The organism is Thermobaculum sp. T2p (assembly GCF_059335935.1).
Genome location: NZ_JANZYQ010000015.1, coordinates 21,572 through 44,442 on the forward strand (window position 1 = coordinate 21,572; position 22,871 = coordinate 44,442).

20 protein-coding genes are annotated in these 22,871 nt (G+C 61.5%); 17 read left to right on the plus strand and 3 right to left on the minus strand.

The genetic code is table 11. The features are described 5' to 3' along the window. Nucleotides 1-2: 2 nt before the first annotated feature. Nucleotides 3-1,232, minus strand: a complete 1,230-nt coding sequence (lhgO, locus tag N2245_RS07630; protein ID WP_494536138.1) for an L-2-hydroxyglutarate oxidase — start codon at nucleotides 1,230-1,232, stop codon at nucleotides 3-5. Nucleotides 1,233-1,376: 144 nt separating this feature from the next. Between lhgO and N2245_RS07635 the strand changes: the two genes are divergently transcribed. Genes N2245_RS07635 through N2245_RS07645 form a run of 3 tightly spaced genes read left to right on the plus strand, consistent with a single transcriptional unit; the run spans nucleotide 1,377 to nucleotide 3,623 of the window. Further along, on the plus strand, nucleotides 1,377-2,300 hold the full coding sequence (locus tag N2245_RS07635; RefSeq protein WP_494536139.1) for a hypothetical protein: 924 nt from the start codon (nucleotides 1,377-1,379) through the stop codon (nucleotides 2,298-2,300). A gap of 4 nt (nucleotides 2,301-2,304) precedes the next feature. Continuing rightward, nucleotides 2,305-2,757, plus strand: a complete 453-nt coding sequence (locus N2245_RS07640) for a GAF domain-containing protein (RefSeq protein WP_494536140.1) — start codon at nucleotides 2,305-2,307, stop codon at nucleotides 2,755-2,757. A 2-nt stretch (nucleotides 2,758-2,759) separates the two neighbouring features. Then, the gene (locus tag N2245_RS07645) at nucleotides 2,760-3,623 is read left to right on the plus strand and encodes a cytochrome c biogenesis CcdA family protein (RefSeq protein WP_494536141.1); all 864 of its coding nucleotides are present in this window, start codon (nucleotides 2,760-2,762) and stop codon (nucleotides 3,621-3,623) included. A gap of 1 nt (nucleotide 3,624) precedes the next feature. Here N2245_RS07645 and N2245_RS07650 read toward each other — a convergent pair whose 3' ends face one another. Continuing rightward, nucleotides 3,625-4,392 carry an SDR family NAD(P)-dependent oxidoreductase gene (locus N2245_RS07650; RefSeq protein ID WP_494536142.1) on the minus strand — a complete coding sequence of 256 codons (768 nt, stop codon included), beginning with the start codon at nucleotides 4,390-4,392 and terminating at the stop codon, nucleotides 3,625-3,627. A gap of 114 nt (nucleotides 4,393-4,506) precedes the next feature. Here N2245_RS07650 and N2245_RS07655 point away from each other — a divergent pair, with 114 nt between their 5' ends. Together N2245_RS07655 and N2245_RS07660 are read left to right on the plus strand one after the other, a co-directional pair. Then, nucleotides 4,507-5,958: a putative glycoside hydrolase gene (locus N2245_RS07655; protein WP_494536143.1), complete on the plus strand. Its 1,452-nt coding sequence runs from the start codon at nucleotides 4,507-4,509 to the stop codon at nucleotides 5,956-5,958. 241 nt (nucleotides 5,959-6,199) lie between these two features. Continuing rightward, nucleotides 6,200-6,967, plus strand: a complete 768-nt coding sequence (locus N2245_RS07660) for a sulfite exporter TauE/SafE family protein (protein WP_494536144.1) — start codon at nucleotides 6,200-6,202, stop codon at nucleotides 6,965-6,967. On the opposite strand, the gene N2245_RS07665 is transcribed toward N2245_RS07660, so the two are convergent. Further along, nucleotides 6,964-7,854 (minus strand): helix-turn-helix transcriptional regulator, encoded by an 891-nt coding sequence (locus N2245_RS07665; protein ID WP_494536145.1) that lies wholly within the window; start codon nucleotides 7,852-7,854, stop codon nucleotides 6,964-6,966. The genes N2245_RS07660 and N2245_RS07665 overlap by 4 nt on opposite strands. A 22-nt stretch (nucleotides 7,855-7,876) precedes the next feature. On the opposite strand from N2245_RS07665, the gene N2245_RS07670 reads away from it, so the two are divergent. The 12 genes from N2245_RS07670 to N2245_RS07725 all read left to right on the plus strand — a co-directional run bounded on the left by N2245_RS07670 (nucleotide 7,877) and on the right by N2245_RS07725 (nucleotide 22,815). Then, entirely contained in the window at nucleotides 7,877-8,752 is an 876-nt protein-coding gene (locus N2245_RS07670; RefSeq protein WP_494536146.1) for a phytanoyl-CoA dioxygenase family protein, read from the plus strand. 177 nt (nucleotides 8,753-8,929) lie between these two features. Beyond that, nucleotides 8,930-9,409, plus strand: coding sequence for a (2Fe-2S)-binding protein (locus tag N2245_RS07675; RefSeq protein WP_494536147.1), 480 nt, complete (start codon nucleotides 8,930-8,932; stop codon nucleotides 9,407-9,409). Between the two features lie 53 nt (nucleotides 9,410-9,462). Beyond that, nucleotides 9,463-11,454, plus strand: a complete 1,992-nt coding sequence (locus N2245_RS07680) for a xanthine dehydrogenase family protein molybdopterin-binding subunit (protein WP_494536219.1) — start codon at nucleotides 9,463-9,465, stop codon at nucleotides 11,452-11,454. Between the two features lie 321 nt (nucleotides 11,455-11,775). Then, a complete protein-coding gene (locus tag N2245_RS07685) occupies nucleotides 11,776-12,300 on the plus strand; it encodes a MarR family winged helix-turn-helix transcriptional regulator (protein WP_494536148.1) in 525 nt (174 codons plus the stop codon). Between the two features lie 21 nt (nucleotides 12,301-12,321). After that, nucleotides 12,322-14,067: an ABC transporter ATP-binding protein gene (locus tag N2245_RS07690; RefSeq protein ID WP_494536149.1), complete on the plus strand. Its 1,746-nt coding sequence runs from the start codon at nucleotides 12,322-12,324 to the stop codon at nucleotides 14,065-14,067. After that, the gene (locus tag N2245_RS07695; protein WP_494536150.1) at nucleotides 14,054-15,919 is read left to right on the plus strand and encodes an ABC transporter ATP-binding protein; all 1,866 of its coding nucleotides are present in this window, start codon (nucleotides 14,054-14,056) and stop codon (nucleotides 15,917-15,919) included. The genes N2245_RS07690 and N2245_RS07695 overlap by 14 nt, the downstream gene beginning before the upstream one ends. Before the next feature lie 33 nt (nucleotides 15,920-15,952). After that, nucleotides 15,953-16,528: an NADPH-dependent FMN reductase gene (locus N2245_RS07700; protein ID WP_494536151.1), complete on the plus strand. Its 576-nt coding sequence runs from the start codon at nucleotides 15,953-15,955 to the stop codon at nucleotides 16,526-16,528. Nucleotides 16,529-16,562: 34 nt separating this feature from the next. Next, the gene (locus N2245_RS07705) at nucleotides 16,563-17,390 is read left to right on the plus strand and encodes an alpha/beta fold hydrolase (RefSeq protein ID WP_494536152.1); all 828 of its coding nucleotides are present in this window, start codon (nucleotides 16,563-16,565) and stop codon (nucleotides 17,388-17,390) included. 171 nt (nucleotides 17,391-17,561) lie between these two features. Continuing rightward, on the plus strand, nucleotides 17,562-18,899 hold the full coding sequence (locus N2245_RS07710) for an MATE family efflux transporter (protein WP_494536220.1): 1,338 nt from the start codon (nucleotides 17,562-17,564) through the stop codon (nucleotides 18,897-18,899). 9 nt (nucleotides 18,900-18,908) lie between these two features. Then, nucleotides 18,909-20,138 carry a Bcr/CflA family multidrug efflux MFS transporter gene (locus N2245_RS07715; protein ID WP_494536153.1) on the plus strand — a complete coding sequence of 410 codons (1,230 nt, stop codon included), beginning with the start codon at nucleotides 18,909-18,911 and terminating at the stop codon, nucleotides 20,136-20,138. 11 nt (nucleotides 20,139-20,149) lie between these two features. After that, entirely contained in the window at nucleotides 20,150-20,974 is an 825-nt protein-coding gene (locus N2245_RS07720; protein WP_494536154.1) for an alpha/beta hydrolase, read from the plus strand. A gap of 14 nt (nucleotides 20,975-20,988) precedes the next feature. After that, a complete protein-coding gene (locus N2245_RS07725; RefSeq protein ID WP_494536155.1) occupies nucleotides 20,989-22,815 on the plus strand; it encodes a glycoside hydrolase family 3 protein in 1,827 nt (608 codons plus the stop codon). Nucleotides 22,816-22,871 lie beyond the last annotated feature (56 nt).

Below are 22,871 nucleotides of genomic sequence, written 5' to 3' on the forward strand. Positions count from 1 at the left end.
GGCTAGTGTGCTACCGGCGTTGGAAGGTCGAAAGCCTTGGCGGCCGTAGAGGCTATCACTTCGCCTATCGCGATGGACGAGGTCGCTGCCGGGGATGGCGCGTTGCGCACGTGAAGGGCGTTGCCCGATCTATTGAACACGAAATCGTCCACAAGGCTGCCATCGGGAGCCAGCGCCTGGGCTCGCACACCTGCCGGCCCGGGCAGCATGTCTTCCTCCTTGATCGAGGGGACGTAACGCTTGAGCGCGGCCAAGAAGGCCACCTTGCTGAAGTCGCGATACATCTCCTCCAACCCCATGCGCCAGTACCGCCAAGCCAACAATCCAAAGCCCCGGTAAGTCAAGGCCTCCAGTAGGTCGCGAGCGTTGAAGTCCGTGCGCTTGTAGCCCTCGCGGGCGAACGCCAACACGGCGTTGGGCCCCAGCCACACCTCCCCGTCCATCCTCCGCGTGAAGTGCACCCCCAGGAACGGGAAGCGCGGATCCGGCACGGGGTAGATCAACCCCCGCACCAAGCGCCTCTTCTCAGGACGCAGGACGTAGTAGTCGCCCCTGAAGGGCACGATCTTCGGGTACTTGGGAGCGCCGGTCATCTCCGCGATGCGATCGGCGTACAGCCCCGCGCAGCTCACTATGTACTTCGATTCCACCGACCCTCGGCTCGTCTCTAAGCTGTAGAGCCCACCTTTCTGTTTTATGTCAAACACCTCGTGCCCGGTAAGGATCTCGCCACCACGGGCCTGTACCTCGTCGGCGTAGGCCTGGGCGACGCGCCCAAAGTCCACTATGCCGGTGGTGGGGGACCATATGGCCCGGATGCCCTCGCACTCAGGCTCGATCTCCTTGATGCGTTCCGGACCGATGATCTCCACCCCCGGCACGCCGTTGGCTATGCCCCTCTCGTAGATGTTCTGAAGCCGTGGCAGCTCCTCCTCCGTGGTGGCCACTATGATCTTGCCGCAGAGCTCGTAGGGTATGTCATGCTCCTGGCAGAACTGTATGAGCTTCTGCTTGCCCGAGACGCACAGTTTGGCCTTGAGGGAGCCTGGAGCGTAGTAGATGCCCGAGTGGATGACTCCGCTGTTGTGCCCGGTCTGATGCTGAGCTATCTGCTCCTCCTTGTCGAGCACGGCTAGCCGTAGCGTTGGATGCCTCTTGAGGATCTCCATCGCCGAGGCCAAGCCCACGATGCCAGCACCTATCACTACCAGGTCGTACTTCCTATCGGGCATCCCATCACCTCCAGAACACAGCCAAATTCTCATTAAAATATACCGCCAAAGGGGCAGCTATGGGCCAGGTTAGGGCCCTTATCCCTCAGTATGTTAAAATCTTCCAACTGTTTCGTCAAACCTCGTACGGGAGAGGTATCAGAGATGCTCGTAGGCGCTAGGAGTCGAGTGGCGTTGGGTATGCTGCTGGCGTGCGCGCTGGCCGTCGCCGGCTGCTCCCTATTCGGAGGTAAGGCTATGAGACCCCAGCCCACCCAGCCTAGCGGTAGCCCCACCGCCGTGGCGGCTGCAAGTCCCACGGCCATGCTCCCCTCCATGCCCACGCCGCCCCTGCCATCGACTCCGACGCTCCCGCCCACCCCCACCCCGCAAGCTACCCCGACGCCCGCGGGGCTGACCCTGCGGTACAGCTTCAAGCCAGGAGAGAGCTATAACTATATTGGGAGCACCGTCTTCGAGTTTGAGCCCGCTGGTGACAGCTCCCCCCTGCGCACCGAGGCGGAGTACACCTACACCCTCACGGTCGAGCGCATCGAAGGTGGTACGGCCACCCTATCCCTACGCTACGACGGTCTCTTGACGTCCAACGGAGGGCGGCGCGGAGAGCGGAGGCGGCAGGCTGCCACCCAGGAGGAGTTGAGGGCGCTGGGCATGAGGGTGCAGGTCAACTCACAAGGCCGTATCCTGAGACTGGAGGCCAGCTCAGAGGCCATGTCGCCGTTGGCCTCAACGTTGCAGAGAGGTACCCTTTTCGGTGTGGAGCTGCCGGAGCGCGCTCCACAGCCTGGTGACAGCTGGCAGTCGACATCCCCAGAGGGAACCTCTGAGTACACCTTCGAGGGCACACGAGACATCCAGGGCAGGCGGCTGGCAGTGATCACTGCCAGCTCTCCGGTCACCGCGGAGATCTTCGGGGGAAAAGCTCGAGGAAGGGCCTATACCACCCTGCTGTTTGACCCAGCGCAAGGTAAAATGGTACAGATGCAGATCAAGTCTGCGCTGAGGATCGCGGGCGAGACCGTCCGCGGATCTTCGAGTTACCTGGTCAAAGTGAGAGCGAGAGGATAGAAGCATGTTAAGCTACGGCGACGCCAAGGCGAAGATAGCCAGAGCGGTAGAGACGCTGGAGGGGCGGGAGCTCCTACAGCGGGTCGTGGAGGTCATCCAGGACAGCTTCCCCCACTACAGCTGGACGGGCATATACATGGTGCGGGGGGACCACCTCGTGCTGGAGGCATGGAAGGGACCTCAGGCCACGGAGCACGTCGTCATCCCCATCGGGCAGGGCGTCTGCGGCGCAGCCGCAGCCAGCGGTCAGACAGAGGTCGTGGACGACGTGAGCCAAGACCCACGCTACCTGATGTGCTTTCCCGGCACCAGATCAGAGATCGTAGTGCCCATCAAGAAAGGGCTTCAGGTATTAGGGGAGATCGACATAGACTCCGATGAGCTGGCAGCTTTCACCGATGAGGACCGCAGGTTTCTCGAGGAAGTGGCGGCCATGATCGCTGAGAAGGTGGGATAGAAGTGAGAGCCTTTAGGGTCGATCAGAAGAGGGAGCAGTACGGCCTCATAGCATCACTCTTGGTACTGATAGTAGCCTTGGCAGCGGCGATCGCTACCGGCAACCGCTTCAGCCAGGTCACGGGCGGTGTGGAGGCGATAGCCTTCAGCTGGAGCAGGCTCATGAGCTCACTGGGCAGCGCGCTACCTCTCGGCTACGCCTTCGTCGCCGGTATGGTGGCTGCGGTCAATCCTTGTGGTTTCGCCCTCCTGCCCGCGTACCTCGCGTACTATCTTGGAGATGGTACCGAGCACAAGGGAGTTCAGCTGGGCCGAGCCTTGGGGATCAGCGTGATGGTGACGCTGGGCTTCGTGCTCCTGTTCGGTACCATGGGGGTGGTGCTGGCAGCCGTCACCACGAGCGTCGCTGGCGTTTTCCCCTGGGTGGGGCTCATCGTGGGAGTCGCACTAGTTTTCCTAGGCGGCCGGATGCTTGGCGGGCACATGGTCTACTCCAGCCTGGGAGAGAGGGTAGCCGACCGCATCGGCAGCCGGGCGCGAGGGCGCAACCTCGGGGCCTACTTCCTGTATGGCCTGGCCTATGGAGCCTGCTCCCTCGGGTGCACCCTGCCCATCTTCCTGATAGTGGTAGGCGGGACCCTCAGCGCGGGCGACACCGTGAGGGGGTTGTGGCAGTTTGTGAGCTACGCCCTCGGGATGGGAGCTGTGCTGGCGGCCCTAACGCTAGCTGCGGCCGTCCTCTCCGGCGCCGCCATCCGCAGGGTAAGAACCTTGTCGCGCTGGGTGCAACCCGCCTCGGCGGTGCTCCTGCTGCTAGCTGGCGGGTACATCGTGTACTATTGGCTGACCTTGGGAGGGCTGCTGTAGCTCACACGCCACCCATACGCTGCAAGAGTCCTCCGTCCACGTAATAGGTGGCGCCGGTGACGTAGCTGGCATCATCGGATGCCAGAAAGAGTGCCACGTTCGCTACTTCCTCCGGCATACCAGGCCTGCCCATCGGTATCCTGCGGCGGACGTACTCCATCGTCCCAGGATCGAGCAGCGCAGCCTCCGTCATCGGCGTGACGATCGTGCCGGGAGCGATGTTGTTCACCCTGATCCCGCGGGGTGCTAGCTCTACCGCCAGGGTGCGCATGATGCTGCGCAGCCCCGCCTTAGAGGCACCGTAAGCCGCACCTCCTGGGGTAGCAGTATCTTCGTGCACCGAGCTGATGTTGATTATCACGCCTCCACCCCTCTCAGCCATCAGAGCCGCAGCCCTCTGGCACAGCACCCAGGGACTGACGAGGTTAACGTTCATCACACGCATGAAATCCTCAAGCGGGGTGGACAGAGAGTCGGGATAGCCCGAGCCGGTGCCGGCGTTGTTGACCAGCACGTCTATCCTGTCGACGATCTGTAGGACCCTGTCGAACATCCTGGAGGCGTTCTGGGGCTCGGACAGGTCCGACTGCACGATCTCCGCCCATCTGCCACACGCACGGATCTCCGCCGCGGTGCGCTGAGCCCCATCGACGTCCTGCCAGTAGTGCACCACGACGTCGGCGCCCTCGCGTGCAAAGAGCAATGCTATCGCCCTGCCTATACCGCTGTTCGCTCCGGTAACGAGCGCTATCTTATCTAGAAGTTTCACCTATACATCCCCCCTGTGTTGTTATCTTGCATCTGCTTGCAGATGGCAAGCAATTGCAGCTAAAATGCAAAGTCGTCTACTGTGCAACCATCAGTAGAAGGAGAACAGTTATTGGTGCGAGATAAGTTAGCATATTTTGTGGTCTCTCTGTCGATCTTGTCTATGCTTTTGACCGCATGCGGCTTTGGAAACACCAACACTTCCAATAATGCCAACCCACCCCCCACCATGACCAGCCAGCACACACCCACACCCCCCTTGGTCCCGAGCGACCCCACCGCCACACCGGACCCAAGCCCCACTCCTGCGGCACGACCATCGGGGGAGAAGCCTGGGATGCCCTCCCCGACGGTCGAATCCAGAGAGGGGCAGGATGCCCGTACAGTGACTTACACCGGCAGGGTGCTGGATGAAAACGGCAGGCCGGTGAGATTAGCCTGGGTATACATGGATGAAGCTATGGGGAGGACAGACGAGGCCGGTAAGTTCGCACTACGGGCACCAGCCGGCGCGAGGGAGCTCACTGTGATGGCTCCAGGCTACAGGAAGCTCACGCGCAGGATCACAGCTCGCAACCTGGGAGACATCTCCCTCACGCCGTTCGTCGCCAAGGCCGTGTACGTCTCGGGCATCGGTGACCCCAAGGTCTACAGGAGGTTCATGCAGCTCATCGAGGAGACCGAGCTGAACGCGATCGTCATCAACGTCAAGAACGACGACGGCAAGGTGTGGACGAGCAAAGTCCCCCTCGCCAGGCAGATAGGTGCCAGCTACGAGGACTTCCACCTCAGGGAGTTCGTGCGCGACATGCACCGCCGCGGGATCTACGTCATAGGCAGGTTCACTACCTTCCGAGATCCGACGCTGGCGACTGCGCGCCCGGACATGGCGGTGCGCGATATCCGGGGAGGCGTTTGGGAGGACAACAAAGGCCATCGCTGGGTGGACCCGTTCAACAAGAAGGTCTGGAGATACTTTGGAGATCTGCTCGAAGAGATAGCGACGAGCGGTATAGACGAGATCCAGTTTGACTACGTCCGATTCCCGGTGGACGGCGACTTGAGCAGGGTGAAGTACCTCACCCCCAGCACGCGCTACAACCGTCCCGACACAATAGAGGCCTTCCTCAGGTACGCCTCCGGCAGGATCAGGCCCCACAAAGTGTTCATATCGGCGGACACCTATGGACTCACCGTCTGGAGCGAGAAGGAACAGGGCACCGGACAGGTGCTGGAGCGGCTGGCTCCCTACCTGGACTACTACTCACCCATGATCTACCCAGATCACTTCGCTCCGGGCACGGGCGGCTACAGGATACCTTCCGCCCATCCTTACGAGATCATCTACGAGTCCGTCGTCAGGGCCAAGCGTCGCCTTAGGGGAAACAACGTGAACACGTTAGTGCGACCCTACCTATCGGCCTTTCCGGACACACAGTATGGCCAACCTTTCGGTCTGCCACAATGGCTAGCACAGAAGCGGGCTGCTGAAGATGCCGGCGCCCACGGCTGGATCTACTGGGATGCCGCGCTGCAGTACCCGGATGAGCTCTTCCGCAAGGAGTAAGGGCTTGGTGCCGCGGGGTAGGATAGCCGGCAAGGCAGGGAGTGTTCCCGCCCTGGAGTCCTGCCCCCCACCGCTTGTGGCTTGACACTGAGCGGCACGCCTGCCGACCGCTATCATCGAGGTATGAGCTCGACCGGCGGCCATCTACCGAAACCCCGCTGGTACGTGTTGCCGGCACCTGGAGGGACATACGATAGCCCGCCGGTTTGATGGATTAGTGTGAGTTGGAGGGATATGGTATATGTCGCTGCTATGGCCCTGGGGAGGATTGGTGATTATTGGATTCTGCGTGGGCGCCCTGGGCACTCTTATAGGCGCGGGCGGGGGCTTCCTCTTAGTGCCCATCCTCCTGTTGATGTATCCTCACGAGTCGGCCAAGACCATCACCGCCATCTCCCTAGCCGTGGTGTGGCTGAACGCTACTGCGGGCTCTATAGCCTACGCGCGCATGCGGAGGATAGACTACCACCGGGGAACTATCTTCGCCGTCGCCAGCGCTCCCGGCGCGGTCATAGGGGCACTGGTAACCCGCTACATACCCCGAAGCGTGTTCGACCCACTGTTTGGGCTCGTGCTGCTGGCGCTCTCGACCTACATCTTCGTGCGAGGCAAGGCCCCCGAGGGCAGCTCTCGCCCAGCCAACGTCAACGTCCCCCTGGGAGCCGTGCTCAGCTTTGGAGTAGGATTCCTCTCCAGTCTGCTGGGCATTGGCGGGGGCATCATCCACGTGCCGCTGCTCGTGCAGCTGCTGGATTATCCCACGCACATCGCCACAGCTACTTCCCACTTCATCCTGGCGATCATGAGCTTCGTGGGCACCGTCACCCACATAGTCACTGGCGAGTTCACCATTGGTTGGAGGCGCACGCTTGCGCTCGGGATAGGGGTGCTGGCGGGTGCTCCTGTGGGCGCAAGGCTGTCGCAACGGCTGGGTGGGAAGACCATCCTGAGGGCTTTGGCACTTGGTCTGATGCTGGTTGGGCTAAGGCTACTGCTCCGCATATTCTAGGGGCGAGGACCTTGATCGGCCTCGCCCCCTGCCAGCTGCTTGCGGTAGAGGGTCGGGGGCAGACCGAAGTAAGCCCTGAACCTGCGGCAGAAGTAGTTAGGGTCGGGCCAGCCCACCTCGGAAGCGATCCGCGTGATGCTGAGGTCAGTGCGCAGCAGCAGGTGGGCCGCCTTCTCCAGGCGCAGCCTCGCCAGATAGGTCATCGGAGGTAGTCCCAGCTGTTCCTTGCACAGCCTTACCAGGTACGAGGGCTCGAGCGCTACCTCTCCCGCCAGCTCGCGCAGCGTCCAGTCGCGATCCGTCTCGGTCCGCAACAGCTGCACCACTCGGACCACCGCCGGGTGCTGTCTGAAGCGGCTGGCAAGCACCTCCGCGACGAAGCGCCTCGCCAGCAACCCCAACAGCAGCAGCAGATGCCCTAATCGCTCCACCCGGGATACGGCCGCGTCCTCGGAGAACCTGAGCAGGGCCTCGAAGTGACCCCTGGCGATCTCCGTATCACCCTCCGTTAGCTTGACGTGCACGATCTCCGCCTCGGCGTGAGAGTCTTCCCCGAAGATGCAGCCGGCGACGGGATCCTCCCCTAGCCAGGCCAGCTCCCGGTGTAGCAGCTCGGGGCCGACGCAGCAGTTGTATACCTCTAGGCCGCAGCAATCCAGGAAGGCATGCCAACTCTGGGGCCAGAGGATGAAGGCGTCCCCTCGCGACACCGGCAGGTCGCCTCGGATAGTGCGATGCACCCCCTGCCCACCGAAGATCACTGCTATCTCCAGAAAATCGTGGGAGTGTGGCTGACAAGGCGCTTCCAGCTTATGCAAGTTGACGTCCAGCGGGCAGTACTCACCCTTGAACACCATTTGCCTGGGTAGCCTGGGCCAACTCTCCACCTAAGTCCTCCCTAAGTATCCCTTGAATCAATATTGTGCTACTTTTAGCGTCTTTCAGTCTAGTAGAAACCCCTCGGCTGTGAGAAGATCGTGCTACAGGAAGGAGGTAGTGCAGATGCTGGACATAGTGGAGATCACTCATACCACTACGGCCGACCAGGTCACCGACGAGGCGGTACAGCTCTATCGAAGCCAGGGCTTCATCAGGGTGCGCGGTGCCCTCTCTCCGGAGGAGGTGGAGAGATTTCGAGAGGCGGCGTTGAGGCTCTCCGAGCGCATGCAGAGCCTCCACAAGGGCTCGGTCTTCACACAGCTCGTCAACGCCTGGCGCGAGGACGAGGTGCTTCGTGAGCTCACCCTGCACCCCAAGCTGGCCAGGATAGCTGAGGCGCTCGCGGGCGTGCCCCTACGCCTATGGCACGACCAGGTGCTTATCAAGCAACCTCAGAAGAGCACGGCCACCGAATTCCATCAGGATCAGCCCTACTGGCCGCACGCGCGCTCCGCGCACTCGCTCTCGGCCTGGGTGGCGCTGTGTGATGTGCCGGTCGAGAGGGGGTGCATGACGTTCATTCCCGGATCGCATACCCGCACAGAGCTGGCCGCGCAGAATCTAGAGGACCCGCGCAGCCTCTTCAGCCTGTGTCCCGATCTAGAGTGGGACGCCAGGGTGACGCTGCCTCTGCGCGCAGGGGACTGTACCTTCCACCACAGCAGGTGCGCCCACATGGCCAACCCCAACGTGACAGACGAGCCAAGAGTGGCGCACGTGATCATCTACATGGACGCCGACACCGTCTACACTGGTCAACCCCACGTGGTTACCGACCCGCTCGCGCTGTCGCCGGGACAGACCTTGGAGGGGGAGCTGTTCCCGCGCGTGGGCGAGCGCAGGTAACCGGCCCTTTCCCTCGAGGGGCTGGGGATTAAATCCCCAGCCCTCTTGTTTGCTCAGGCTCCTATCTGCCGACGTTATCTCCTTAGCTCTCAACAATATGTTCGCAAGCACCGAAATAATATAGAATGGGAGTGAGCCTTAGTAGCCTATGTGGCTTCGGTAGAAGGAGCGGTACTTATGAAGAGAGAGCTAAGCCTCGTGGTCAACGGCGAAACGAGGATTATCAGCACGTACCCAGAAAAGCCCCTACTGTTTGTGCTGCGCGAGGAGCTCGGGCTCACGGGTGCGAAGCCCGGATGCGGAGAGGGCGTCTGTGGTTTCTGTACGGTCCTGGTGGATGGGGAGCCCCGGCGCTCGTGCCTCCTGCCAGTGGCATCCGTGGAGGGGCAGGAGGTGACGACGATAGAGGGTTTGGCCAAGGGCGGAGAGCTGCATCCCGTGCAGCGCGCCTTCATCGAGCTCGGAGCCATGCAGTGTGGTTACTGCACTCCAGGCATGATCATGAACGCGGTGGGGCTGCTGCGCCAGCACCCATCGCCTACCAAGTCGGAAATTGAGGCTTACATGGAGGGGAACATCTGCAGGTGCGGCACGTACCCACGTATCCTACAGGCCGTGATGCGCGCCGCGGAGACCTTCAGGGAGGTGAGGGGCTGATGGAGACGCGCAGGTATCCTTCTGGACCTGAGGGACAGAGCAGCAGGGGGGAGATGCCCCGAGATGCCGACACCCGATGCATCGGAGACTGGTTGAGGGTCGATCCCGATGGCGGGGTGACGGTGTTCACCGGCAAAGTGGAAGTCGGCCAGGGCATCCGGACGTCCCTGGCGCAGGCGGTAGCTGAGGAGTTGCGCGTGCCGCTCCAGATGGTAAGGCTGGTGATGGCCGACACGGCCCTGGTGCCCTTTGATGCAGGTACGTTTGGCAGCCGCACAACCCCCACGATGGCGCATACCCTTCGTCTGGTGGCTGCCTCCGCTCGGGAGGTGTTCTTGGACAGGGCCGCTGAGAGGCTGGGCGTGCCGAGATCAGAGCTCATAGCGACCGAGGGCAAGGTTGCCCATCCCTCCAGCGGCAGGAGTCTCAGCTATGCCGAGCTCGCTGGCGGGGAGGAGCTTGCAGAGGAGTATCGGGAAGATGCGCCCCTGACTCCCCCGTCATCCTGGTCGGTGCTGGGCAGGCCGGTGCCGAGGGTGAACATGGAGGCGCTGGTCACGGGCAGCCATCGCTACCCTTCCGACATGGCCCTGCCGGGAATGCTCATCGCCAAGGTAGTGCGGCCGCCGCTCCCTGGCTGCAAGCTGCTGCACGCGGACACGACCGAGGCGGAGGTCATGGAGGGCGTACGGGTAGTGCGCGATGGTGATTTCGTGGCGGTGGCCGCCGAGGACAGCTTCCTTGCAAGCCAAGCAGCCGCAGCCGTGCGGGCGGAGTGGGAGCGCCCCGAGGTGCCGTCCGAGGAGGAGCTGTATGAGTACCTCAAGGCGCACCCTATGGAGCCGGATCCCGATCGCCCGTTCCCCCACCCGCTGCTGCACCGACAGGGATCGATCGAGCTGGGCCTGGGGGAAGCGGAAGTAAGGCACGCAGCGGAGTATAGGGTGGCCTACATTGCGCATGTACCACCCGAGACCAGAGCCGCCACAGCCGTGTGGGAGGGCGAACGCCTGACGGTGTGGACCAGCACCCAGCGCCCGTTTGGAGTGCGCGCTGAGCTTGCCGCCTTCTTTGGGCTGCCGGAGGACCATGTACGCGTGATTGTGCTCGATGCGGGGTCCGGCTACGGTGGCAAGCACACCGGGGAGGCAGCCATCGAGGCCGCACGAGTCGCTCGAGCCCTGGGGGTGCCCGTGAAGGTACACTGGACCCGGCAGGAGGAGTTGACTCACGCCTACTTCCGACCGGCCGGGGTGATCGACGTGCGCAGCGGTGCCACTCGAGATGGCAAGCTGCGCGCCTGGGAGTTCCACAACTACAACTCCGGGCCCGCGGCCATCATGACGCCGTACGACGTGCCCCACCAACACGTGGAGTATCATCCCTGCAGGTCCCCGCTGCGGCAGGGGTCGTACAGGGCACTGGCCGCGACCGCCAACCACTTCGCCAGGGAGTCGCACATGGATGAGCTAGCCCATAAGCTCGAGGTGGATCCTCTGGAGTTCAGGCTGGACAACACCTCCGATGAGCGGCTCCGAGCCGTGCTGCTCGCCGCCGCCGAGGCGTACGGTTGGGTGGGCCGCCGGCGGAGGGGGCATAGAGGTCACGGCCTGGCGTGCGGCACCGAGAAGGGGAGCTACGTGGCCACCTGTGCGGAGGTAGAGGTCGATCCCAATACCCAGGGGGTGACGGTGGTGCGCATCGTCCAAGCTTTCGAGTGCGGAGCCATCCATAACCCCGACCTGCTGCGCAACCAGATCGAGGGGGCCATCGTGCAAGGGCTAGGGGGAGCGCTGTACGAGCACGTGCGGATCGAGGGAGGCAACATCTGCAACGGCCGCTTGTCGCTCTACAGGGTCCCCAGGTTCACGGACCTGCCAAGTATAGAGGTCGTGCTGCTCGACCGCGAGGATCTACCGTCCGTCGGGGCTGGAGAAACGCCGCTGGTGTGCGTGGCCCCGGCGTTGGCCAACGCCATCTTCGATGCCACCGGCCAACGGCTTCGCTCCCTGCCGTTGGTACCTGAGGGACGCATACCCTCGTAGGCTCGCTCAGCGATACTACCTAGTCTTTGGACTGGCACCTTATAGAAGCGCGGCGGCAGGACTGGCCTGCGGCGCCGGACGGGCGGATGGGCCCTGGGCAGATAGCGTCCCTTTGCGAGATGAGCACCTTCCCCGGTCGGGGTTAGTTCAAAAGCTGGTACCATTGCTCGTCAAAGCGCGGATTCGTCAGGGGATATCACAAGCAAATTGGGGCTCCACAACCCCTTGCTTTTCCGGTATGCATGGCTTATAATTAGCTAAGCTAAATAATTGCCACACAAACAATTAGCTTATATGTGCACACGAGGAAGCGATGACGAAATGGAAACCACAGAGGACATAGTGAGGAGAGAAGCAGAGAATCCGCAGCTGGTAGCCGAGGAGCTATTGGACGTACTTCACCTGCTACGGCGCTTCATGACGCACGGGCTGCCGGAGTGTGAGGGCAAGCCCGAGCATCCTGGCAAATACAAACACCATCGAGGTTTCGACCCACAGGACAAGCGGGGGCAGACGCGGCTGATGTTCACCCTGCTCAAGCACGGCAGGATGACGATGCAGGACCTGGCCGAGCACCTAGGTGTCACCCCACCCACCGTGACCGGCATGGTCAAGCGCCTGGTGGAGCAGGACCTCGTACGGCGCGTACACGATGAGACCGACTGGCGCAGCGTATGGGTGGAGCTCACCGACCAAGGTCGAGACACCATTACTGCACACCACAGGGATAGGGTGACCGCCCTGCAGCAGCGGCTGGACAGGCTCGAAGAGGAAGACAGGCGCAGGCTGACCGCAGCTCTGCCCGTGTTTCGCAAGCTGTTCGATCTGCCGGGGAACGCCGAGTGAGCATAGCTGGAGGGATTGGGGATGAGATCCACTAGGAGGCTTTTTAGATTCATTCGCCCTTACTGGCTGTGGGCGCTGCTGGCGCCGTTGTCGATGATCCTGGAGGTGTCGATGGACCTGCTGCAGCCCAGGCTGGTGCAGCGGATCATCGATGAGGGCATACTGCGCTCGGATATGCGCACGGTGACTCATACGGGCCTGCTGATGGTCGTAGTGGCGGTGGTTGGTCTGGTCGGGGGCATGGCCTGCACCGTGTTCGCCTTCCTCACGTCGATGGGCATGGGAGCCGACCTGCGCGCTGAGCTCTTTCGCAAGGTACAATCCTTCTCATTCGGTAACCTGGACAGGCTGGAGAGTGGCAACCTCATCACCCGCCTCACCAACGACGTTACCCAGATCCAGGATGTGGTGATGATGATGCTGCGCATGCTGTGGCGAGCACCGGTGATGCTCGTTGGGGGCATCATCATGGCCATAGTCACCAGCCCCAGGCTGTCGCTCATGTTCCTGATCATCATGCCGGCGCTGCTCGTAGTCATGGGCCTATTGCTCAAGATGGGCTACAACCTATTCAGCAGGGTGCAGTCGATGCTCGATAGGATCAACACCGTGCTGCAGGAGAACCTAGCAGGTATCAGGCTGGTGCGGGCGTTCGCGCGGCGGGACTTCGAGATCGACCGCTTCCGACAGGTGAACGAGGGTTTTGCTCAGGCCAACATCTCCGCCATCCGTCTCATCGCCTTTGGCATGCCCTTCATGATGCTGATGCTCAACGGTGGCGTCGTGGCCGTCGTGTGGTTCGGCGGTAGATGGGCCATACAAGGGTCACTCGAGGTCGGTCAGCTGGTGGCTTTCGTATCCTACCTCATACAGAGCCTGATGTCCTTGATGATGGTGAGCATGCTGATCGTCAGGCTCTCCAGGGCAGAGGCCTCAGCCGTCCGCATACAAGAAGTGCTGGACGAGCAGCCGGACCTCCAGACTCCCCTCACCCCAGTACGCGGGGTGGAGCTGGAGGGCAAGGTGGAGTTCCAGCACGTTACCTTCAGCTATGACCACTGCGAGGGGGACCCCGTGCTGCACGAAGTGTCGTTCGTAGCCGAGCCTGGGCAGATGATCGGCATCATAGGTCCCACGGGCTCGGGCAAATCCACGCTCGTGAGCCTGATACCACGCTTCTACGATGCCACGAGCGGCAGAGTGCTCATCGACGGCATCGACGTGAGAGAGATGGACGAGGAGCTGCTGCGTCGATCGGTGGGAGTGGCCCTCCAGGAGGCAGTGCTCTTCAGCGGCACCATCAGGGACAACATCCGCTTCGGGCGCCCTGAGGCCACCGACGAGGAGGTCGAGTGGGCCGCACGCCTAGCTCAGGCCCACGACTTCATCATGAGCTTCCCCGAAGGTTACGACTCCGTCGTGGGCCAGCGGGGCGTCAACCTCTCCGGAGGGCAGAAGCAGAGGATAGCCATTGCCAGGGCGCTGTTGGTGCGCCCCAAGATCCTGGTGCTGGACGATAGCACCAGCGCCGTGGATGCGGAAACCGAGTCGAAGATCCAGCAGGCCTTGCGCGAGCTGCAGCAGACCCGATTCGTGGTCGCCCAACGCATAAGCTCGGTGATGCCCGCCGACAAGATCCTGGTGCTAGAGGACGGCCGAATCATCGCCCAGGGCACTCACGATGAGCTGATGCAGACCAGCCCGGCATACCGGGAGATCTATGAATCACAGATGGAACACGGAGCGGTAGTACATGACGCAGCCTAGAAACCAGACTCAAGCTACACCCCCCCTACCCATGGGACCGAGAGGAGGTCCCCGCATGCCGGGAGATGTGCAGCGAGCCAAGAACGTCCGCGGCACCCTCCTGCGCCTCTGGGGTTACCTCAGCCGTCAGCGCTGGGGACTAACGCTGACCTGTATCGCGGTAGTGGCCTCTACCATCCTAGATCTGCTGGGTACATGGCTCCTGGGGAGGGCCATAGATGCCTACATCCTACGCAGGGATGTGCCTGGCTTGGCTCGTCTCAGCCTCCTGTTGCTGGGCGCGTACGTCCTCAGCTCGTTGTTCACCTGGGTGCAAGCGTTCATCATGGCTGGAGTGGCCCAGCGTACCGTCAAGACCATCAGGCAGGAGCTGTTCGAGAAGATGCAGGTACTGCCCCTGCGGTTCTTCGATCAGAGGTCACACGGCGAGCTGATGAGCCGCCTTACCAACGACGTGGAGAACATCAACCTGGTCCTTACAGAGAGCCTCACACAGGTGATATCTAGCACTCTGACCGGCATAGGGGTGGTGGTCGTGATGCTGGCCATCAACCCCCTGCTGGGCGCAGTTACCCTAGCCATCATGACGGCGTTGAGCTTGGGGATCAACCGCACCATCGCCTCCAGAGTAAGGGAGGGCTTCAGGCGGCAGCAGGCCACGCTTGGCCGCCTCAACGGCATCATCCAGGAGACGATCTCCGGCCAGAAGGTTGTGAAGGCCTATCACAGGGAGGCCGATAAGATCGCCGAGTTCTCCGTGGCCAACAACGACTACAGACATGCCGCTACTTGGGCTCAGATCTTCGCCGGCTTCATGGGCCCCCTCATGAACTTCGTGGGCAACACGAGCCTCGCGGTCATCGCGGGCTTCGGGGGCTGGCTGGCACTGGGCGGTGCGGCCACACCAGGCACCATAGCCAGCTTCCTCAACTATGCCCGACAGTTCCAGAGACCGCTCAACAGCTTGGCTAACCTCTACAACCAGATCCAGGCAGCGATAGCCGGTGCCGAGAGGGTCTTTGAGGTGCTTGACGAGGACCCTGAGATGGATTCGCCCAACGCGACACCTATAGGTCGTATCCGGGGGGAGGTGGTGTTCGAGGACGTCTGCTTCTCCTACGACGGGCAAACGCCCGTGCTCAAGCACATCAGCCTACGAGCTGAGCCAGGGCAGACTATTGCGCTAGTGGGGCCCACGGGAGCAGGTAAGACAACCATAGTCAACCTGCTTGCAAGGTTCTACGAGGTGGACAGCGGGCGCATCACCCTCGACGGCAGGGATATCAGGGAGATCCGCAAGGACGATCTGCGGCGTCAGATGGGAGTAGTGCTGCAGGACACCTACCTGTTTGCGGGCACGGTGATGGACAACATCCGCTACGGGAGGTTGGATGCTACGGACGAGGAGGTTATAGCCGCCGCGAAGATCGCCGAGGCCGATCAGTTCATCCATCGACTGCCCGACGGCTATCACACAATGCTAGCAGAAAGAGGCAGCAACCTCAGTCACGGCCAGAGACAGCTGCTGGCCATCGCTCGGGCGGTGCTAGCCAATCCGTCCATCTTGATCCTGGACGAGGCCACCAGCAGCGTAGATACCCGCACGGAGCGCCACATCCAGCGCGCCATGCTCAAGCTCATGGAAGGCAGGACAAGCTTCGTGATCGCCCATCGCCTATCGACGATCCGCGATGCCGACCAGATACTGGTCATCAACCACGGCGAGATCGTGGAGCGCGGCACTCACGAAGAACTGATGGCACAAGAAGGCTTCTACTACAAGCTCTACTCTCGTCAGTTCACCTTGGGCATACCTGCGGGCGCTCAACAGGAAGAATCGCTCGCATCTTAGTTGTAGATCATACTTGCTCAGGAGGTATCTGTCTTGAACGAGGAAAAGATGAGGATATTAGCTATTCCCGGGAGCCTAAGACGCGGCTCCTTCAACCGACTGCTGCTACTGGAGCTAGTGGAGATGCTGGAAGACGCCGCGGACGTGGAGCTGTTTGATCTCCACCACATACCGATGTACAACCAAGACACGGACATCGACGGTGGCCCGGAGGCAGTGCGCGACCTCAAACGCAGGGTGCGAGAGGCCGATGCCGTGATCTTCGCCACGCCAGAGTACAACGGCTCCATACCCGGCGTGCTCAAGAACACCATAGATTGGCTCTCGCGACCGGCAGGGCAGAGCGTGCTGCGCGACAAGCCTGTGGCCGTCCTGGGGGTGAGCACCGGTAGGGGGGCAACACAGAGGGCGCAAGAGCACATGAGGTTCGTGCTCAACCGCATAGGTGCTAAGCTGTTCGATACGGTAGAGCTGTGCGTGGGGCAAGCTGGTGATCGCTTTGGGCCCGATGGCAGGATTCACGACGGGGCGTTACGAGAGCAATTGCATGATTTCGCGGACGAGATGATCGCCTGGCTGGAGACCCACGATCTGGCGAAGGCCGTATGAGCACTATAAAAACAAATCTAGCAGGAGGGGTAACATGAGCAACTGGCAAGATGGTTACGTACAGGGCAACGGCATAAGGCTCCACTACTACAGGACAGGCCAAGGGGACAAGCCACCTGTGCTGTTGGCACACGGCTTCTCCGACGATGGCCTGTGTTGGACGCGCGTGGCCAAGGTCTTAGAGGCAGATTACGACGTGATAATGGTCGATGCCCGAGGTCATGGTCTATCCGACGCTCCAGAAGGGGGCTACGACTCCCTAACGCAGGCCGGAGACCTGCGCGCGGTCATAGAGGGCTTGGAGCTTTACAAGCCAGCAGTGATCGGACATTCAATGGGTGCAGCTAACACTTTGGCTCTAGCCGGCAGCTACCCTGAGGTACCGGGAGCGATAGTGCTGGAGGATCCTCCAGCCTGGTGGGTACCAGATAGCCCTCGAGGTTTCAACCCCGAGTGGCAGTCCCGCATGCGCGAATGGATCACCCACCTCAAGAGCAAGACTCGTGACCAGCTGATCGAGGAGTGTAGGCAGCAGAATCCATCCTGGTCAGAGGATGAGCTAGGACCTTGGGCAGACTCCAAGCTGCGCCTCAGCGAGAAGGTCCTCAACAGATCCGATCCACCCCAGATCGATTGGGAGCAGACCACCAAGGCCATCAGGTGCCCGGCGCTGCTCATCACCGGAGACAACGATAGAGGCGCCATAGTAAGACCTGAGCAGGCGGAAGCATTACGGGCTCTAGTACCTCAGCTGGAGATCGTGCACATCCCAGGGACCGGGCACAACATCCGGCGTGAGGGTTTTGATACGTTCATGAGTGCCGTGAGCGATTTCTTGCAGAGGTGGGCACGTTCTCGTTAGCCCCAATCGTTGCTGTTAGAGCGAGCTTAGAAGAGCTAGGCGCGATACGTGTCGTACATTTATGGAGGTAAAAGCATCTTGGAAGCTGATACAACAGCTCATACCAAGGAAGTACGTCCAGATAAGGCCCCTACTGCAGTTAGACCAAGGGTATTGGAGGAGAGGGGGCCGATGTGGAGGCAGATGCTGGGGTTCCTGCTGCCCTTGATCCTGGGCAACGCTCTGCAGTCGGTGGGGCAGCTGGCAGGCAGCATCGTGCTGGGCAGGTGGGTAGGGGTGCAGGCTCTGGCGGCCGTGGCCAACTTCTTCCCCGTCTTCTTCCTGATGAACTCTTTTGTCATCGGGGTGGGCTCTGGGGCCTCCATCCTGATAGGCCAGGCCTGGGGTGCCAGGAACTACGAGCGCATGCGTGCCGTCATGGGCACCACCCTGGCGTTCGTGTGCCTGTTGGGGATAGCACTGGCAGTGGCCAGCAACCTGCTGGTGTGGGACCTCATGCGCCTGCTGGGCACTCCAGAGGACATCATCGCCGACAGCGTGCACTACGCCCGCATCATCTTCAGCTGTCTACCGCTGCTGTTTGTGTACTTTGCGTACACCACCTTCATGCGGGGCACGGGGGACTCCCGCACTCCCACAGCCTTTCTGGGGGTGAGCACGGGGATCAACCTGTTGTTGCTGCCTGTGTTGGTGTTTGGATGGGGACCTGCTCCCCAGCTGGGGATGTTTGGGGCGGCCTGGGCCACGGTGTTGGGCTCGACGGTCTCGCTGGGGGTGATGATAGTGTACTTGCGTTGGAGGAGGCATCCTTTGGAGTTCGATCGGCAGGTGGCCAGGCATCTGTGGATCGATCCCAAGCTGTTGGGATTGTTGTTGAAGCTCGGCATCCCCTCCAGCGTCAACCTCATCCTGGTGTCGTTGTCGGAGCTGGCGGTGATCTCCTTGGTCAACCGTTTTGGGTCCTCGGCCACGGCTGCCTATGGAGCGGTCAACCAGGTGGTCAGCTACGTGCAGTTTCCAGCCGTCAGCTTGGGGATCACGGTATCGATCTTTGGGGCTCAGGCGATAGGAGCAGGCAAGCTGGAGAGGCTGCGCAGGGTGCTGCGCAGTGGTGTGGGGCTCAACTACGCCATAGGGGGGCTGCTGGTGTTGGGAGTGTACCTATTTGCTGGGCAGATCCTGGGGCTGTTCTTGACTGATGAAGGGACACTGGAGATAGCGCGGGAGCTGTTGTACATCACGTTGTGGGGGTACTTGATCTTTGGGCATGCCCAGGTGTTTGCAGCCCTGATGAGGGCCAGTGGGGTGGTGCTGTGGCCCACGACGTTTGGGATAGTGGCCATCTGGTGTGTGGAGGTGCCCGTGGCGTACGTGCTCTCTACGTACACGGGATTGGGACTGAGGGGGATATGGCTGGGCTATCCAGCTGCCTTCCTGGCCAACCTGTGCATGCAGTACCTCTACTACCGCTACGTCTGGCGACACAAGCAGATCACTAGATTGATATAGGGAAGGGTTATGGCCAGGGTGGGCACGACAACCACAGATATCAACCTAAATAACACCTTGACCATTCTCATCCTCGGTGCCATGACCGCTATAGGCCCGCTATCCATAGACATGTATCTGCCCGCGCTGCCACGGCTGGCCCAAGACCTATCGACCGGGGCATCCCAGGCACAACTAACTCTCAGCGCCTGCCTCTTGGGATTGGGCCTAGGGCAGGTGATCGCTGGCCCGTTGAGCGACTCTCTAGGGAGGAAGCTGCCCCTAGTGGTTGGGCTGTTAGGGTACTCACTGGTCTCCCTGCTGTGCGCGTTGGCGCCTTCGGTGACGGCGCTCACCATTCTCCGAGCCGTGCAGGGCGCTACTGGAGCCGCCGGCGTGGTGATCGCTAACGCGATCGTGCGCGACCTGCACTCCGGGGCGGCCGCCGCTCGCTTCTTCTCCACCCTCATGCTTGTAACGGGACTAGCCCCAATTCTAGCCCCTATCCTGGGTGCTCAGATCCTACGGTTCGGCTCGTGGAGGGGAGTGTTCTTGGTGCTCACGATCGTAGGGGTGTTGCTAGCGCTGGCGGTGGGATTCGGCCTGAAAGAGACGCTGCCGCAGAGTTATAGGAAGCCGTTGGGGCTTGGAGACGTGTTTTCCACCTTCCTATGGCTACTCCGAGATCCATCATTCACAGGCTACGCGCTTGCCAATGGCTTGTGCACCGCCGGCATGTTTGCCTACATATCGGGCTATCCGTTCGTGATTCAGGGCATCTACGAGCTGTCGCCCCAAGCATTCAGCCTGATGTTCGGCTTGAATGCCGTGGGACTGATCGCTCTCAGCCAGGTCAATGGCCGGCTGGTGGAGAGATACTCCCCCAAGCGCCTGTTGCACACTGCCATGGTCGTGAGCTTGTTGGCAGTAATGGCGCTGTTGCTCTCGGTATGGCTCGACCTTGGGCTGCTGGGGGTGGTGGTACCGGTATTGATCTTCATATCTTCCCTTGGTGTGATCAACCCCAACACGGCTGCGCTGGCGCTGTCGGGTCATCCCGAAGCTGCCGGCAGCGCTTCGGCACTGCTGGGGCTGGCCAGGTTCCTCCTTGGTAGCCTGACCTCCCCGCTCGTAGGCGTGGCCGGCCCCAGCACAGCAGTGCCGTTTGCGCTCGTGATAGCCGCCTGCGTCCTGTTGGGATCCATCACCGTCGCGATGACTTCAGGTCGGCAGGTGCTAGCTTCAGGACAAAACATGTAGGAGGAAAGAGCATGGCACACGCAGCAGAGCAGATACTTCTATGGGATGGGCCCGCCCCGGGATCCGAGGGTTGGAGCCATGAGCGGATCGAGGAGCCTCCGGAACCGCCTTTCGACTTCCTGATGGTGCGCAACGTGGTGCGCCCCGTGATGTATTCCTTCCTGCCGGAGAGACCCACGGGCGCAGCTGTATTGGTCTGTCCGGGAGGAGCCTTCCACTTCCTCAACATCAACTATGAAGGTACCGATGTCGCCCGCTGGTTCAACCAGCGGGGAATCGCGGCGTTCGTCCTCGAGTACCGGGTGATTCCTACGCCTGCAGACAGGCAGGAGTTTATGGCTCAGATGCAGGCTAACACCTCCGACCGCGCCAAGATGGCCGAGATCATGTCATGGGTGACGAAGCTGGAAGAGGAGGACGCTCGCAGGGCGATAGCCATCGTGAGGGAGTGCGCGCCCCGGTGGGGGCTGGACCCCTCTAGAGTGGGGCTCATGGGCTTCTCAGCCGGCGGGAGGATCACCTCAGGTGTAGCCCTTCGCCACGACGAGGCTACCAGGCCATCTTTCGCCGGCTTCATCTACGGCGTCCACTGGGAAGAGATCACAGTTCCTGAGGATGCACCCCCGCTCTTCACGTTGGTTGCGCAGGATGACGAGATATCCGTGGACTCCTGCCTTAGGTTATTCGGGGCTTGGCGAGATGCTGGCAAGAGCGCCGAGCTGCACGTGTTCTCGCGAGGAGGTCACGGCTTCGGTATGAGGCGGCAGGGACTGCCCTGCGACGACTGGATCGAGCTCTTCTACCGATGGCTACAAGCCGAGCAGATCACATCATAGAAGGAGTATAAGGCATGGAATCCCAACTGTGGCGACGAGAAGACGGCGTTATGTACCGAGACCTCAACAAGAACGGCAAGCTGGACCCTTACGAGGACCCCAGGCTGCCGATAGAGGTGCGGGTGGAGGATCTCCTAGGGCGAATGACCCCCGAGGAGAAGGCCGGCATGATGTTCCATACCGGCATGGGGATGAACCCAGACGGATCCCTGCAGGAGGGCGAGGGCACCTTCGGCAGGACTTCCACCACGGAGCTGGTCACCCGGAAGATGCTGAGCCACTTCAACGTCTGGGCGGTCGCCGACCCGAGACCCATGGCCGAGTGGTACAACCGCCTACAAGCCCTGGCCGAGGGCACGAGGCTGGGCATCCCGGTGACCATATCTTCCGACCCCAGGCACTCCTACTCCAACAACCCAGCCGCCAGCCTCTTTGCTGGTAAGTTCTCCAAGTGGCCCGAGCCCATAGGACTTGCGGCCATCGGGGACGAAGAGCTGGTGCGCAGGTTCGGAGACATAGCCCGCCAGGAGTACTTGGCGGTGGGCATACGCGTGGCCCTGCACCCCATGGCCGACCTGGCGACTGAGCCCAGATGGGCCAGGATAGCCGGCACGTTTGGCGAGGATGCCCACCTGGCAGCGCGGCTCGTGGCTGCATACATCAGGGGCTTTCAGGGAGATGAGCTCGGAACTGAGAGCGTGGCCTGCATGACGAAGCACTTCCCAGGCGGGGGACCCCAAAAAGATGGCGAGGACCCCCACTTCCCGTACGGTAGGGAACAGATATATCCAGGCAACAACTTCGAGTACCACCTCATACCGTTTGAAGCCGCGTTCGAAGCCGGCACAGCACAGATCATGCCCTACTACGGCATGCCTGTGGGTCTGCCCTTCGAAGAAGTCGGCTTCGGCTTCAATCGCGACGTCATCACGGGATTGCTGCGCCAGCGATACGGCTTCCAGGGCGTGGTGTGCACCGACTGGGGCCTGCTCACCGATGGCAAGATCGGCGATCGCGTATTTCCAGCTAGGGCCTGGGGGGTGGAACACCTGAGCCTTGAGGAGCGGGTCCTCAAGGCCCTGGAGGCCGGCGTCGACCAGTTCGGGGGAGAATCCTGTCCAGAAGTGCTGGTGGAGCTAGTGCGCTCCGGTAGGCTGTCCGAGGAAAGGCTGGACGTCTCGGTGCGTAGGCTACTACGAGACAAGTTCAGGCTAGGGCTGTTCGACAACCCATTTTTAGATCCCGACGAGGCCGAAAGGATAGTAGGGCAGGAGGCCTTCGCGCGGGCTGGCGAGGCGGCCCAGAGGCGGTCGATCGTGCTGCTGGTCAACGGTGAGACGAGCTCGGGAAGGACGTTGCCTCTGAGCGAGGGCGTGCGCCTGTACGTCGAGGGAGTGGACCCCGCGGTGGCCTCTAGATACGCCCAGGTCGTGGACTCTCCCACCGAAGCTGATTACGCGTTCATCAGGCTGCAGGCACCGTACGAGCACCGTGACAGCCTCCCCTTGGAGGCCTTCTTCCATGCAGGCGACCTCTCGTTCCCAGAGCCCGAGCTCCGACGCATCCTCGACCTGCTCCGCCAAGTGCCCACGGTGGTGCAGATCTTCCTTGACAGACCAGCGGTGATCCCCGAGATAGCTCGAGAATGCGCTGCCCTGCTGGCGGACTTCGGCGCAAGCGACGAGGTCGTGCTGGATGTTGCCTTCGGTCGACACAGGCCCACCGGCAAACTGCCCTTCGAGATGCCATCCTCCATGGAAGCCGTCAGAAAGCAGCTGCCGGACGTCCCTTGTGACTCTGAAAACCCACTCTTCCCATGTGGTCACGGCCTGAGCTTCTAAGCGTGTCTACCTATCCTTGGTCTCCTGCCACTACGTGATCTGGGCAGGAGACCAAG